Consider the following 13,256-nt stretch of genomic DNA (forward strand, 5'->3'; position numbering starts at 1 on the left):
GTCAATTGTCCTGTTTCTGCTGGGTCACAAGGCCGATATTCTTGAAGCCCGCCGCCTGGATACGCGCCATCACATCGGCAACGACGCCGTAAGCGGCAACGGAATCCGCACGCACGAAGATGCGTTCATTATAACCTGTCGTGGCAATCGCCTGCAGCTTGTCTGCCACTTCAGCCGCCTGGATTTCGGTTTCCTGCAAATGGATCTGGCCATTGGCGTTGACGGAAATGGTGATCGGCTGCGTGTCCGAGTTCAGCGCATTGGCGGATGTCTGCGGCAGGTCGATCGGCACGCCGACGGTCATCATCGGCGCCGCCACCATAAAGATGATGAGCAGCACGAGCATGACGTCGACCAGCGGCGTCACGTTGATCTCGCTGATCGCGCCGCCCCTGCGTCGTCCGCCGCGCCCCCTGCGTCCACCGGAACCGCCGCCGCCACCTGCTGACATACCCATATCATCTACTCCATTTTGCCTTGCGGCAAATTACTGCACAGCATGCGGCCGCTTATTGGGCGGCCTGCCGCGTCTGAAGTTTTTCATCGATCTGGCGCGACAGGATCGCGGAGAACTCGTCGGCAAAACCTTCCATGCGGGCGGAAAGCTTATGCGCGTCGGCCGTGAACTTGTTGTAGGCGATAACCGCGGGAATAGCCGCGACAAGACCGATAGCCGTCGCCAGAAGCGCTTCGGCGATACCCGGTGCCACGACCGCAAGGTTGGTGGACTTCGAACCGGCAATCGCCTGGAACGAGGTCATGATACCCACAACCGTACCGAAGAGACCGATGAAGGGACCGGCCGAACCGATGGTGGCGAGCGAACCGAGGCGCGCCTCGTATTGTTCGCTTTCACGCGCCATGGTCACGTCCATCGCCCGGTCGATACGCATCTGCAGACCGATGGGCGAACGTGCGCCGCGCTCGAAGGATTTCTTCCATTCGCGCATGGCGGAAACGAAAATCGCCGCAAGACCGCCGTTCTGGCGTTCCGCCAGCGTGCGATAAAGCTCTTCGAGCGACTGGCCCGACCAGAACACCTGTTCGAACTGGTCGAACTGGCGTTTTGCCTTACCGAAGCTCACATACTTGTCGAAGACGATCGCCCACGTCCAGACCGAGGCGGCGATAAGTCCGATCATCACGAGCTTCACGATGAGGCCCGCCTGCATAAACAGCGCCCAGAGACTTACATCGTGCGTCGCCGCTGCCAAACCTGCCTGTTCCATAAATATCCAATCCCCGAATCCAAACGCCCGGTACGGGACCGGGCGATTCAAACGCGTGTTAACGCTCGAAGCTATGCGGTCGCAGCCGCCAACCCCTTAGCCATACCCCGATACTTGCCCGTAAGCCTTACTTGCCAATAAATTTGGTGAAAGGAAGGCGTGCGCCGCACAAATACCAGTTGCTAAAGTAAGACACCATTATGGTTAAAGGAGTGTTACAGCCGGGCCACGCCGCACGAGTTTACTGGACCGGGCCGCCGATTACTTCAGGAATTTTTCCGCCACAGTTTCCGGAAGGCGCCTCGGCCGACCATTGGCATTGATGACGGCGATGATGACCTTGGCGGCGACAAGCAGCGTTTCGCCGCGCCGGATTTCCTGATTGAGCACCATTTTCGCACCGCCCGCCTTTTCGGTGATGGTGGTGATGGTCAAGGCGTCATCCATCCGCGCCGGGCTCTTGAAATCGATCTCCATGCGGTGAACGACGAAGACCAGACCCTCCTCGTCGGCGGTCAGAAGCGCGCTTTGTTCGCAGCCGAGGCACCGCAGGTAATCGGTGCGTCCGCGCTCGAGAAAATGCAGATAACGGGCGTGGTAAACGAGGCCGGAGAAATCCGTATCCTCATAATAGACCCGCTGGGTCAGGCGGTGCCCATGTTCGATGAGTTCACCGGAAAGCGAAACCATAAGCTCGCTCATACTGTCTCCTTGAGAATTTCGGCCGCATCGGCTCGACCTTCACGCACGATAAGATGCTCGTGGCGCAAAGGAAGCGCCTCGATCCGCTCAGCGATGAAACGGGGTCTCAGATCGTTCCTCAGCAAGGCGGAAACTTGCGCAGGCAGCCAGCGGAATTCCACCTCGACGCCATCCAGCACCCGGTGCACGATATCGCTTTCATGGAACGGCAAAGGCTGGCGAAGCGAAATGAGATAATAAAATCCCAGCTCATGCGCGGCATAACCGTCATAGGCGAAAAAATTCTCGACGGACCAGAGAAGACGCTCGACCGAACAATCCCGGCCAAGCTCCTCGCCAATCTCGCGGATGATGGTTTGTTCGGAACTCTCGCCGATTTCCGCGCGCCCGCCGGGCAAGGCCCAGTAACTGTCCTTCGGCCCACGCTGGACGAGAAGATGATCGTTCTGAAAGATCAGCGCCGCAACCCGCATGCTGAAAAGCTGCGGCTTGCGGTCCAGCCGGATCATGTGGCGTTCGGGGGCAGAGGTCATTTGTCGTCCAGATCGCCGTCATGCCAGACGAGGTGCCTTGTGGCCTTCGGCAGGTGCTCTATTTCGTCGGCGATGAAATACGGCGGAATATCAAGCGCCGTCAATGCCTGCCGGGTTGCGGCGACCCAGCGGAATTCCAGTTCGTTGTCGCCATCCTGAACGCGGTGAATGATATCTGTGGGATGGAAGGCCAGCGTCTGCGGCAAATCCATCAGGTAATAAAAACCGAGTTCGTGCCAGTCCTTGCCCTCATAGTGGAAAAAATTCTCGACCGCCCAGAGAAGGCGTCCGACCTTGGCCTCAACGCCAAGCTCTTCCACCATTTCGCGCGCCAGCGTTTCCTCGGAGCGTTCGCCCATTTCGGCGCGGCCGCCCGGAAAGGTCCAGAATTTTTCGTGCGACGCCCGGTGCACGAGCACATGGCCATCGCGAAACGCCAGTCCCGCGACCCGCATCTGGAAAATGCGCTTCGGCTTGAATTTGATGCGGATGCGGGTGTCCTGCTTGGTATCGTGCGTCATGGTGCTGGCCTGTGGGCTGGAAACATCAAATCGTTTTCCGTCCACCCTAGCGCATCCATCTCTTCTTTTCTCGCCTTTGCGTCATCCCCCACAATGAATTCATCCAGTTGCGGCGGCTTGATAGTTGTTCCCGACAACATCGCATGCGCTTGCCCGCGGTGGTGAGTCTGATGCTGGAAGAGATGTGACAGGACATCGTCGCAGCGATCCTGCTGAATACGCGTGCCCCGATGGATATCAACAATCGCAGCAAGACCGCCTTCGTCGAGCCCATCGACAAAGGCGATCAAAACCTCATCAAGCGCAACCTGGGCCTCGTGCAGCGCCACCATGGTGGCAAAGGGTTCCTCCTCGACAAAAGCGGCATAGCCAAGCGTGCCGCCCTTGAGGGCGTCGATATAAAACCGATCGACAATGTAGATATGATTGAGCGTTGCCCTGAGCGTCGGGAAGAAACTGACTCGGTGCGCGACGAAATCATCCTGCGGAAGCTGAAGACACGCGTGATGCAGCCTGAAATTGGCCAGGCGGTTGTTGCGAGCGAGTTTGCGGAAGACACGCAACGGATCGTAATGCATGGGCGTCCTTTCCTGTGACGCCTGACGCTGCGCCTTTCAATCGGCGTGTTCAAGCTCGGATTTGCTCTTGAGAACCTTCGCACCATCGTTCTGTTCGATGAGATAGGCGGGTTCGTCCTTGCTTGCCTTGCGTTTTATCTTGGAACCAGAAATCGTCTTCTCCACATCTTCCGTGAAGGTCTCGACGATTTTTCCTTCGCCGGTTCCATTACCCCATTTCCAGCGAACCTTCGTACCCTTGCGATATGCCGACATGATCATCTCCGTTTCAAAGACGAAACAAGGCCGGCAAGTCTGTTTTGTTCCCTCAATCATCTTCCAGTGTCAGCCGGAACTGCGCCGCCTCGAGATCCTTTGGCGGCTGCATGCCCAAATGTTTCCAGGCCGTGCCTGTCAGAATGCGGCCGCGCGGCGTGCGCTGGATGAAGCCCTGCTGGATCATATAGGGCTCGATAATGTCCTCGATGGCATCGCGCGGTTCCGAAAGGCCCGCGGCGATGGTTTCGATGCCAACCGGGCCTCCGCCGAAATTGACGGCGATCATGGTGAGATACCGCATGTCCAGCTGATCGAGACCCATATTGTCGACCAGAAGCCGGGTCAAAGCCTCGTCGGCGATCTCGCGGGTGACGGCTTCCGCCCGCGCCACCTCCGCGAAATCGCGCACGCGGCGCAATAGCCGCCCGGCGATACGCGGCGTGCCGCGAGCGCGCCTTGCGACCTCGCGCGCGCCCTCGTCGGTCATGTTCAGCCCCATCAGCCGCGCGCCGCGCCGGACGATCAGTTCCAGCTCATCGACGGTATAGAAAGCCAACCGGACGGGAATTCCGAAACGGTCGCGCAGCGGCGTCGTCAAAAGCCCCAGACGGGTCGTCGCGGCCACAAGGGTGAATTTGGAGAGATCAATCTTCACCGAGCGCGCCGCCGGTCCTTCCCCGATGATGAGGTCGAGCTGGAAATCCTCCATGGCAGGATAAAGGATTTCTTCCACCGCCGGATTGAGGCGGTGGATTTCATCGATGAAGAGCACATCGCGCTCTTCCAGATTGGTGAGAAGTGCGGCGAGATCGCCCGCTTTGGCGATGACAGGCCCGGAGGTGGATTTGAAGTTGACGCCAAGTTCCTTGGCCATGATCTGCGCCAGCGTGGTCTTGCCGAGCCCGGGCGGGCCGACGAACAGCACATGATCCAGCGCTTCGCCACGGTTCTTGGCCGCCTCGATAAATACCTTGAGATTGGCGCGGGCCTCCGCCTGGCCGGTAAAATCGTCCAGCGATTGCGGACGCAAGGTGGTGTCGATGTCCTCACCGCGCTTTTCGGGGGTGATCAGTCTCTCCGCATCGCTCATTCAGGGCATTCCATTGTTCTAACCGAATTCATCAGGTGGTCGTCGCCCCTATATCACGACTATCGCTTCAAAGCGCTTCACGAAATTCAGGATAGACCGGGCTCCATATCCGCTTGACGGGCGTCCTTACCGCGAAAGCTCTTTCAGCCCGAGCCGGATTAGCTTGGCGCTGTCGCCGCCCTCACCGCCGTTCTTCAGCGCGGCGGCAACCGCATTGGCGGCCTGGTCACGCGAATAGCCGAGATTGGTAAGCGCGGAGACGGCATCCGCAACCGGCGCAGATGCGACACCCTCACCAAGCTCCTGCTTGAGGCCGATCGAGGCGGAAGCTTCTCCTGCGAAGGCAGGTGCCTTGTTGCGAAGCTCAGTCACAAGACGCACCGCCACCTTCGGCCCGACGCCCGGTGCGCGTGAGATCATCGTTTTGTCCTGCAGCGCGATGGCATTGGCGAGTTCGGAAGGCGAGAGCGTGGAAAGGACGGCCAAGGCCACTTTCGAGCCAACCCCCTGCACGCTCTGCAGGAGGTTGAACCATTCCCGCTCCAGCGCCGAAAGAAAGCCGAAAAGCTTCAGCTGGTCCTCACGCACATAGGTTTCGATGAAGAGCACCACCGCCTCTCCGGCAGAGCCGATTTTCGACAGGGTGCGTGCCGAACAATAAGCGACGTAACAGACGCCGTGCACGTCCACCAGCACGTAATCCGTGCCGATTTCCTCGATGCTGCCCTTCAGTTTTCCGATCATGATGCCGCCCGCTGCAATGAGACTTTAAATATTCAACCGGCCGCCAGCAGTCGCCGCATCCTGTCACCGCCGCGATTATGAGCGTGGCAGATGGCGATGGCGAGCGCGTCCGCCGCATCGTTACCCTTGAATTCGGCCTTCGGCATCAGGATTTTCAGCATCATGTGAATTTGCTGCTTTTCGCCGTGCCCGACGCCGATGACGGCCTTCTTGACCGCGTTCGGCGCATATTCGAAGACCGGCAATCCAGCGCGTGCCGGAACCAGCATGGCGATGCCGCGCGCCTGACCGAGTTTCAGGGTCGCAACCGCATCCTTGTTCACGAAAGTCTGCTCCACCGCCGCCTCGTCGGGCTGATGGCTGTGCACGATATCCGCCAGCCCGTCATGCAGCTGGCAGAGCCTAGAGGCCAGATCCAAATCACCGTCCGACGTCACCGTGCCGGAGGCGACAAACCGCAGGCTGTTGCCGAGGGTGTCGATCACCCCCCAGCCGGTGCGCCTTAATCCGGGGTCAATACCGATGATTCGAATCGTCTGTTGCATGAGGCACCTTATCTTTCCGGCTGCGACCCTGCCAGCCATAAGTGAACAAAACGACAACATTCATCAAATTTGCAGTGCAGCATTTACCTCTGCTTAAACCGCGTGTCGCATTGTTCCCCCACAAAATCAAAAAAGGGGAGCTGCGGACATGACGATCCGCAGCGCACTATGTTCGCCATATCAGCCGTCCGATGGCGCCATGCATGCATGGCGCGGGAACTGATCCGGCATTGAGGGCTGCATCGGCCATGTTGAACCGTTTTCATTCCATATCCACCAAAGTGCTGGCGATTTTCCTGGCGCTTATGGCGATCTCGACCGGGGCTCTGACACTTCTCGGCTATCAGAGCAGCAGCGGCGTTCTCGAAGAACAGGCGTCGAAATCCATGGAGAGCATTCTCGTCTTTCGTGGCGACATGCTCCAGGAGCGACTTGAGCAGCTGAAAACACAGGCGGATTCCATCGCCAAGATCGAATCGCTGCAGATGGCCGTTGTTTCCATGCGCAGCGGCTGGGCGACCGTGCAGAAGAACTCCGGCGACGCGAAGGCGGAACTGCAGCGCGTCTTCGTCAAAGAAAACCGCTTCAACGAAAAGGAAAAGCTGATCAAGCCGGAAAGCCCGAGCGGCTTTTATTATTCGACCCACGAGAAGACCCAGACGGATATTGGCGGTTATTTGCAGGGAACGCCGTTCAGCGACGTCCTCTTCATCGATCCGGCCGGCACGGTCTATTATTCCTACCTGAAGGGACCGGCCTTCGGGGAAACCGTCAAAGGCGACGCCTGGGCGGAAAGCGGCCTCGGCGCGGCCTTCACACGCGGCGCTGCGAATGCCGAAAAGGCCGTGAACGACATGGCACAGACCAGCTTCTCCGGCCTGCGCATCGATGCGGCCACGAAAGAGGCCGGCGTTTATTTCGGCGTTCCGGTCGTCAAATTCGGCGCGTTCAAGGGCGTCGTTCTCTTCCGGGTCAAGGAAGAGGTCTTCAGCCAGATCCTCACGAAGGGTGTGACGGCCGGCAGTTCCGAACAATCCGCAATCGTGTCCGCCGATGGCAAGGTTATCGGCGTGGAGGGCAACAGGCTGGTCGGCCTCGATCCGGCAATCTATGGTTTCCATGGGCAGGCGCTGAATACGACGGGCATGACGATTGCCAAGATCGACCGTGCCGATGGCGAGGCCAATGCCTATGCCCGCCCCTTCTCTTTCGCCGGGGAAAAATATCTCGCGGTGGAAAGCATGCTGCGCAGTGAATTGAATGCGGGCTCGGTTTCGATTGCCGGCACGCTTGCCATGATCGGCCTTTGCGTTCTGGCGGCTATGTGCGCCGCGACGGCCTTTTTCGCGCGACGCCTGTTCGCACCGCTGGAAAAACTTGCAGGATTGACCGGCGAAGTGGCAGCGGGCCGTCTCGATGCCGAAATCGGCAATCAGGACCGGAAGGACGAGATTGGCCGTATGGCACGAGCGCTCGGCAGCTTCCGTGAAAAACTCATCCTTCAACGGGAAATGGAAGAGACTGCTTCGCGCACGCGGGAGGAAGCCGAAACGGCCCGGCGCGCGCATCTTGCCGAGCGTGAGGCCGAGGCAGGCACCCTACAGATGGTCGTGCATTCCCTGGATGAGGGGCTAGACCGGCTGGCGAACGGCAACCTCGCCTATCGTATCGAAACCATCTTCCCCGAAGATCTGGAAAGCCTGCGCCACAACTTCAACACGGCGCTTTCCCGGCTCAGCGAAACCATGCAGGCCATCGGCGGCAATTCCGCTGCCGTTCGCGGCGGCTCCGAGGAAATGCGGGTGGGCGCTGACCAGCTCGCCGAACGCACCGAGCGGCAGGCAGCTTCCATCACCGAAACGGCAAGCGCTATCAAGGCGATCACCGAAGCCGTCCGCGACCAGATCGAACGCGCCGAGCAGGCAACGCGGATCGCCCGCGACGCCAGTGCGGAGGCCACGGCATCCAGCCACGTGATGGAGCAGACAATCGCCGCCATGGAGGCGATCCAGACCTCGTCGCGCCAGATCAACCAGATCATCGGCGTTATCGACGAAATCGCCTTCCAGACCAACCTTCTGGCGCTGAATGCCGGCGTGGAGGCGGCGCGCGCAGGCGACGCAGGCAAGGGTTTTGCGGTCGTTGCCCAAGAAGTGCGCGAACTGGCGCAGCGTTCGGCCGCCGCCGCAAAGGAAATCACCAGTCTGCTGAAGCGCTCCACCGACGAGGTTTCCTCGGGCGTGGTGCTGGTGGAAAAGGCAGGTGCTTCGCTGACCGGCATCGGCAAACACGTGCAGACCATCAGCACGCGTATTGAAGAGATCATGGAATCAACCCGAGAGGAAGCGCACACGCTTTCTGAAATCAACAGCACCGTGGCCAGCCTTGATACCATGACCCAGCAGAACGCAGCGATGGTGGAAGAGACGACGGCCGCCATTCACAATCTCGCTTCCGAAGCGGGGGAAATGGACGGCAGGCTCGGACAGTTCGTGTTGGCTCCGGAGAATGAGGCCACTGGACATCGCGCGAACAGGCAATTCAGACGGGCGGTTTGAGACAGGCCAGCCAGCAAAAGATCGGGGCCTCTGCGGAGGCCCCAATTTTTTTGAACCATCCTTCAATTCTGCGCGACTTCACTGGTAAATCGGGACATCTGTCTTACATCCGCAGCAAAGACTTAATTTCTGCAGGAGCGTCGGATGATACCCTTTTCCATTCTCGACCTTTCGCCGATCGGCGAAGGCGAGAGCGTCAGCGAGGCGCTTGAAAATTCCCGCCGAATGGCGATCAAGGCCGAAGAGCACGGCTATAACCGCATCTGGCTGGCGGAGCACCACGGCATGCCGGGCATTGCCAGCGCGGCAACATCGCTCGTCATCGCCCATGTGGGCGCGGCAACGAAACATATCCGCGTCGGCTCCGGCGGCATCATGCTGCCCAACCACTCCCCGCTCGTCATCGCCGAGCAGTTCGGCACGCTTGCGGCGCTGCTTCCCGGCCGTGTCGATCTCGGTCTCGGACGTGCGCCCGGAACCGACATGCGCACGGCACGGGCGCTGCGCCGCAATCTCGATGCCGGCGCGGAACACTTCCCGCATGATATTGTCGAACTCCAGCGTTACCTCGGCCCGCCGCAGCCGGATCAGGCGATCCTTGCCGTGCCGGGCATGAATTCCAACGTGCCCCTCTGGCTGCTCGGCTCCAGCACCTACAGCGCACATCTCGCCGCAGCGCTTGGCCTGCCCTATTCCTTCGCCTCGCATTTCGCCCCCGACATGCTGATGGAAGCGATCCATATCTATCGTGAGCGCTTCCAGCCTTCCGAAGTGCTGGACAAGCCCTATGTGATGGTGGGGGTGATGGGGGTCGGCGCCGATACGGACGAGGAGGCGCAACACCTCTTCACTTCGTCACAGCAGCAATTCGTCAACCTGCGCCGCAACGTCCGTACGCAGTTTCCGAAGCCGGTGCACAGCATGGACGATTACTGGAACGAGATGGAGCGTTTCTCCGTCGAACACACGCTGCGTTTCGCAGCCGTGGGCTCGCCTGAGACGATCCAGCGCCATCTCGACGGCTTCCTGGCGGAAACGCAGGCGGATGAGCTGATCGTTTCCATGCCGATCCATGACATCGAAAAGCGGCTGCGATCGGTCGAGATTTTCGCAGAGGTGCGAACCTCCATAAAAAAGGCCGCCTAAACAAAAAGCCCCGGAGCGGATCGCTACCGGGGCTTTTTTTTGAAACATGAGACGTCAGGCCGAAAGCTTGGCGAGAATTTCTTCGGACACTTCGAAGTTGGAGTAGACGTTCTGCACGTCATCATCGTCTTCGAGATTGTCGATGAGCTTCATCAGCGACTGCGCCTTTTCTTCATCCACCGGCACCGTGTTCTGCGGCTTCCAGATGGCCTTGACGCTTTCGGCTTCGCCCAGCACGCCTTCCAGCGCCTTGGAAACCTCGTTCATGGCTTCGAAACCGCAGATGATGGTGTGGCCGTCTTCGGACGACTCGACATCGTCAGCACCGGCCTCGATGGCGGCTTCCATGACCTTGTCGGCATCGCCGACTTCAGCCTTGTAGGAGATTTCGCCGACGCGGTCGAAGGAGAAGGAGACCGAACCGGTTTCGCCAAGCGCACCGCCGGCCTTGGTGAAGATGGAGCGCACGTTGGAGGCGGTGCGGTTGCGGTTGTCCGTCAGGGCCTCGACGATGACGGCAACGCCACCCGGGCCATAACCCTCGTAGCGGACTTCATCATAGTTTTCGCCGTCCGCACCGGACGCCTTCTTGATCGCACGCTCGATATTGTCCTTCGGCATGGACTGGGCCTTGGCGTTCTGGATCGCCAGACGCAAGCGCGGGTTCATGTTCGGGTCGGGCATGCCCGTCTTTGCCGCAACGGTGATTTCGCGCGCAAGCTTGGAAAACATTTTGGACCGTACGGAGTCCTGCTTGCCCTTGCGGTGCATGATGTTCTTGAACTGTGAATGACCAGCCATGGAAAACCTGATTGTCGTAATTTGGAGATTGCGGGCCTTATAAGTGCGATAGCCGCGCCATTCAACCCCGCAAGCGCTTTCTCTTGCCGCAACAACGGAAGGAACTGATTTATCCGCTGCTCGTTCTGATCATGAACGCGACGGAAGGGCACATGATTTCTCTCCATCGCAGCAACAGACCGGAAGGAGAAAACATATGGTCAGCCTGACTGAAGCAAGAGAAGCACCGGCCCGCCAGCTCTGGGACGAGATTAATTCCGTACATGCCGGCATGCTCGGTCTCGAAGGACTGCACAACCACATGCAGCCCATGGCGCCTCATGCTGACCCCAAGACCAACACCATCTGGTTTTTTTCCAAAAAGGATACCGATCTCGTGAAATCGCTGAAGTCAGGCTCGCGCGCGCATTTCTGCGTCGTCGGCAAGGATCATGATTACCACGCCTGCCTCTCCGGTATTCTGGAGGCGCGAGACGACAAGGCGAAGATCGACGAATACTGGAACTCCGTTACCGCCGCCTGGTACGAGCATGGAAAGACTGATCCGCAACTGACGATGCTGGCGCTTCACGTCGATGATGCCGACATCTGGGCGTCGACCGACAGCACGCTGAAATTCGGCTGGGAAATCGCCAAGGCCAATATGTCGGATGACAAAACGCCTGATGTCGGCGTCCGCCAGCATCTCACCTTTGCCTGAGAAACGGCTCCCCCCGGCCTTCCTCGCCCGCCGCCATGCTACATGCCTTTTGGCACCAGTATCTGCGGCTGGCGGGGAAGGTTCCGCATCGAAACCCGGATCACCGGATCCGTGGCGTAGGCAATCTGGAAATTCTCCCCGAACATCGTCAGAAACTGCTCCAGCGGCGGGCCAGTGCGGTGCATCGGCAAGATCAAGGCGGAGCGCAGGCGCTTGACCACCCGGCTCATGCTGTCGGCCCCCATGGTCAGCCCGCCATCCACCGGCACCATCAACACATCCAGACGGCCTATTTCGGCATAATGCGTGTCCGTCAGCTCATGATGCAGATGGCCGAGGTGGCCGATGCACAGCCCGGCAACCTCGAAGATGAAGATGGAATTGCCGTTCTCTTGGAAGGACTCGTAATCGCCCCAGCGGTTGCGGATGTCGGTTGCGACATTGCGGATATAGACATCGCCCACCAGAACCTTGTGTTCGGCCTTTTCTCCTGGCGTATCGCTCCAGCCATGCAGCACATATTGAATGGCCGGGTCCGGATTGAGCGTGAAATGGGTGGAATGCGCCCGGTTCATCGTCACGACAGTCGGCGTGACGGGCGGACGGTAGACGCCGTTATAATCGGTGGCGATGGTCACACCGCCGGGGCTTTCGATGAGATAGGTGGAATGGCCGATGAAGCTGATCTTCACCTCTTCTTTTGCCGTCGCCTGCGCCAGCTGAACACCCGGCGGATTGAAGCTCGTGAACATGACCCCCGGAATGTTGCTGGCGATAGCCTGACATTGGCTGACTGGAGGCCTGCTTGCCGATTGCGAAAAGGCGGCTCCAGCACAGGCGATCAGCCCTGTCATTGCAAGCATTAGCACGCGCAGCATCATGCCACTCCCCTGAACTTGCGAAGGTTGGGAGGATGAGGCAGGTTTTGCGGGGCGTCCAGTTACAAGAACGGCGAAAGGCTCAGACTCTCGTCATTGTGAACGCTTACCGCAGAAGTTTAAGCCCAGAAGGAAGGCAGCGTTTCCGAAAGCCGCGGGCCGATGCGCAGCGGCGCAATCTTTTCCGCAAGTCCGGTTCGGTCGGAAATCTCAACGCCGACACCACAGATCGTTGCCGGTCCGCTGGCGGCCTCGAAACGGCCCTTCGGCATTTTGGAAATGAAGCGGTTGATCGGCTCTTCCTTCTCCATGCCAAGCGAGCTGTCGTAATCGCCGCACATGCCGGCATCCGACATGTAAGCGGTTCCGCCGTTCAATATCTGGGCATCGGCGGTCGGAACATGGGTATGCGTGCCGACAACGAAGCTCGCGCGGCCATCCACAAAATGGCCGAAACACTGTTTTTCACTCGTCGCTTCCGCATGGAAATCGAAGATGATGGCGTCGGCCTGTTCCTTTAGCGGGCAGGCGGCAAGAATGGTTTCCGCCGACTTGAAGGGATCGTCCAATTCCGGATGCATGAACACCCGGCCCATGATGTTGGCGACCAATATGCGCGCGCCGTTGCGGGCATAAAAAATGCCCGAGCCCTTGCCGGGCGTACCATCGGGATAATTCGCCGGCCGCAGGAACTGGTCGTGGCGTTCGCAAAAGGAAACCGCCTCTTTCTGATCCCAGACATGGTTGCCGGTGGTCACGACATCGGCACCGGCATTGATGGTTTCGAGATAGATATCCTCGGTAATGCCGAAACCGCCGGCAGCGTTTTCACCGTTGACGATGACGAAATCGAGCTTCAGATCGGAAATCAGCCCAGGCAATCGCTCCCAGACAGCCGTGCGTCCGGTCTTGCCAACCATATCTCCGAGAAAAAGAAGCCTCATTCACCCGCCCCGATCTTGCGCATGTTTTA

The 13,256-nt window shown here is 59.1% G+C and carries 16 protein-coding genes; 3 read left to right on the forward strand and 13 right to left on the reverse strand.

Annotated elements, in window-relative coordinates; all coding sequences use genetic code 11:
* Position 1 precedes the first annotated feature (1 nt).
* The 10 genes from tolR to ruvC form a co-directional block, all read right to left on the reverse strand.
* Positions 2-457 (reverse strand): protein TolR, encoded by a 456-nt coding sequence (gene tolR / locus AGR1_RS18905; protein WP_077985277.1) that lies wholly within the window; start codon positions 455-457, stop codon positions 2-4.
* Positions 458-509: 52 nt separating this feature from the next.
* A complete protein-coding gene (gene tolQ / locus AGR1_RS18910) occupies positions 510-1,229 on the reverse strand; it encodes a protein TolQ (protein ID WP_080795030.1) in 720 nt (239 codons plus the stop codon).
* A 261-nt stretch (positions 1,230-1,490) separates the two neighbouring features.
* A complete protein-coding gene (gene ybgC, locus AGR1_RS18915; RefSeq protein ID WP_080795029.1) occupies positions 1,491-1,931 on the reverse strand; it encodes a tol-pal system-associated acyl-CoA thioesterase in 441 nt (146 codons plus the stop codon).
* Positions 1,928-2,464, reverse strand: a complete 537-nt coding sequence (locus tag AGR1_RS18920) for an NUDIX hydrolase (RefSeq protein ID WP_080795028.1) — start codon at positions 2,462-2,464, stop codon at positions 1,928-1,930. Before AGR1_RS18920 ends, ybgC begins: the two co-directional genes overlap by 4 nt.
* Positions 2,461-2,985, reverse strand: a complete 525-nt coding sequence (locus AGR1_RS18925; RefSeq protein ID WP_080795026.1) for an NUDIX hydrolase — start codon at positions 2,983-2,985, stop codon at positions 2,461-2,463. The genes AGR1_RS18920 and AGR1_RS18925 overlap by 4 nt, the downstream gene beginning before the upstream one ends.
* Complete coding sequence (locus AGR1_RS18930) at positions 2,982-3,563, reverse strand: DinB family protein (protein WP_149147857.1); 582 nt, start codon at positions 3,561-3,563, stop codon at positions 2,982-2,984. The genes AGR1_RS18925 and AGR1_RS18930 overlap by 4 nt, the downstream gene beginning before the upstream one ends.
* A 36-nt stretch (positions 3,564-3,599) precedes the next feature.
* Positions 3,600-3,818: a DUF2945 domain-containing protein gene (locus tag AGR1_RS18935; protein ID WP_080796551.1), complete on the reverse strand. Its 219-nt coding sequence runs from the start codon at positions 3,816-3,818 to the stop codon at positions 3,600-3,602.
* Positions 3,819-3,870: 52 nt separating this feature from the next.
* Positions 3,871-4,911 carry a Holliday junction branch migration DNA helicase RuvB gene (gene ruvB, locus AGR1_RS18940; protein WP_080795023.1) on the reverse strand — a complete coding sequence of 347 codons (1,041 nt, stop codon included), beginning with the start codon at positions 4,909-4,911 and terminating at the stop codon, positions 3,871-3,873.
* Positions 4,912-5,037: 126 nt separating this feature from the next.
* Positions 5,038-5,655 carry a Holliday junction branch migration protein RuvA gene (gene ruvA / locus AGR1_RS18945; RefSeq protein WP_080795022.1) on the reverse strand — a complete coding sequence of 206 codons (618 nt, stop codon included), beginning with the start codon at positions 5,653-5,655 and terminating at the stop codon, positions 5,038-5,040.
* Positions 5,656-5,687: 32 nt separating this feature from the next.
* A complete protein-coding gene (gene ruvC, locus AGR1_RS18950; protein ID WP_149147858.1) occupies positions 5,688-6,200 on the reverse strand; it encodes a crossover junction endodeoxyribonuclease RuvC in 513 nt (170 codons plus the stop codon).
* 248 nt (positions 6,201-6,448) lie between these two features.
* Between ruvC and AGR1_RS18955 the strand changes: the two genes are divergently transcribed.
* The gene (locus AGR1_RS18955) at positions 6,449-8,758 is read left to right on the forward strand and encodes a methyl-accepting chemotaxis protein (protein ID WP_149147859.1); all 2,310 of its coding nucleotides are present in this window, start codon (positions 6,449-6,451) and stop codon (positions 8,756-8,758) included.
* A 144-nt stretch (positions 8,759-8,902) separates the two neighbouring features.
* A complete protein-coding gene (locus AGR1_RS18960) occupies positions 8,903-9,904 on the forward strand; it encodes an LLM class flavin-dependent oxidoreductase (RefSeq protein ID WP_149147860.1) in 1,002 nt (333 codons plus the stop codon).
* A 54-nt stretch (positions 9,905-9,958) separates the two neighbouring features.
* On the opposite strand, the gene AGR1_RS18965 is transcribed toward AGR1_RS18960, so the two are convergent.
* The gene (locus tag AGR1_RS18965; RefSeq protein ID WP_003523214.1) at positions 9,959-10,705 is read right to left on the reverse strand and encodes a YebC/PmpR family DNA-binding transcriptional regulator; all 747 of its coding nucleotides are present in this window, start codon (positions 10,703-10,705) and stop codon (positions 9,959-9,961) included.
* Positions 10,706-10,901: 196 nt separating this feature from the next.
* Between AGR1_RS18965 and AGR1_RS18970 the strand changes: the two genes are divergently transcribed.
* A complete protein-coding gene (locus tag AGR1_RS18970; protein WP_077985286.1) occupies positions 10,902-11,405 on the forward strand; it encodes a pyridoxamine 5'-phosphate oxidase family protein in 504 nt (167 codons plus the stop codon).
* Between the two features lie 38 nt (positions 11,406-11,443).
* Here the strand turns inward: AGR1_RS18970 and AGR1_RS18975 are convergent, their stop codons facing one another.
* Positions 11,444-12,286 carry an MBL fold metallo-hydrolase gene (locus AGR1_RS18975; protein ID WP_121459745.1) on the reverse strand — a complete coding sequence of 281 codons (843 nt, stop codon included), beginning with the start codon at positions 12,284-12,286 and terminating at the stop codon, positions 11,444-11,446.
* A 116-nt stretch (positions 12,287-12,402) separates the two neighbouring features.
* Complete coding sequence (locus AGR1_RS18980; RefSeq protein ID WP_077985287.1) at positions 12,403-13,227, reverse strand: TIGR00282 family metallophosphoesterase; 825 nt, start codon at positions 13,225-13,227, stop codon at positions 12,403-12,405.
* Positions 13,228-13,256 lie beyond the last annotated feature (29 nt).

Origin of the sequence: Agrobacterium sp. B1(2019) (assembly GCF_008274755.1) — a bacterium.
Lineage (GTDB): Bacteria > Pseudomonadota > Alphaproteobacteria > Rhizobiales > Rhizobiaceae > Agrobacterium > Agrobacterium salinitolerans.

Coding starts and splice junctions, on each gene's coding strand:
- tolR (WP_077985277.1), bottom strand. CDS start 457: ATGGGTATGTCAGCAGGTGGCGGCGGCGGTTCCGGTGGACGCAGGGGG.
- tolQ (WP_080795030.1), bottom strand. CDS start 1,229: ATGGAACAGGCAGGTTTGGCAGCGGCGACGCACGATGTAAGTCTCTGG.
- ybgC (WP_080795029.1), bottom strand. CDS start 1,931: ATGAGCGAGCTTATGGTTTCGCTTTCCGGTGAACTCATCGAACATGGG.
- AGR1_RS18920 (WP_080795028.1), bottom strand. CDS start 2,464: ATGACCTCTGCCCCCGAACGCCACATGATCCGGCTGGACCGCAAGCCG.
- AGR1_RS18925 (WP_080795026.1), bottom strand. CDS start 2,985: ATGACGCACGATACCAAGCAGGACACCCGCATCCGCATCAAATTCAAG.
- AGR1_RS18930 (WP_149147857.1), bottom strand. CDS start 3,563: ATGCATTACGATCCGTTGCGTGTCTTCCGCAAACTCGCTCGCAACAAC.
- AGR1_RS18935 (WP_080796551.1), bottom strand. CDS start 3,818: ATGTCGGCATATCGCAAGGGTACGAAGGTTCGCTGGAAATGGGGTAAT.
- ruvB (WP_080795023.1), bottom strand. CDS start 4,911: ATGAGCGATGCGGAGAGACTGATCACCCCCGAAAAGCGCGGTGAGGAC.
- ruvA (WP_080795022.1), bottom strand. CDS start 5,655: ATGATCGGAAAACTGAAGGGCAGCATCGAGGAAATCGGCACGGATTAC.
- ruvC (WP_149147858.1), bottom strand. CDS start 6,200: ATGCAACAGACGATTCGAATCATCGGTATTGACCCCGGATTAAGGCGC.
- AGR1_RS18955 (WP_149147859.1), top strand. CDS start 6,449: ATGTTGAACCGTTTTCATTCCATATCCACCAAAGTGCTGGCGATTTTC.
- AGR1_RS18960 (WP_149147860.1), top strand. CDS start 8,903: ATGATACCCTTTTCCATTCTCGACCTTTCGCCGATCGGCGAAGGCGAG.
- AGR1_RS18965 (WP_003523214.1), bottom strand. CDS start 10,705: ATGGCTGGTCATTCACAGTTCAAGAACATCATGCACCGCAAGGGCAAG.
- AGR1_RS18970 (WP_077985286.1), top strand. CDS start 10,902: ATGGTCAGCCTGACTGAAGCAAGAGAAGCACCGGCCCGCCAGCTCTGG.
- AGR1_RS18975 (WP_121459745.1), bottom strand. CDS start 12,286: ATGATGCTGCGCGTGCTAATGCTTGCAATGACAGGGCTGATCGCCTGT.
- AGR1_RS18980 (WP_077985287.1), bottom strand. CDS start 13,227: ATGAGGCTTCTTTTTCTCGGAGATATGGTTGGCAAGACCGGACGCACG.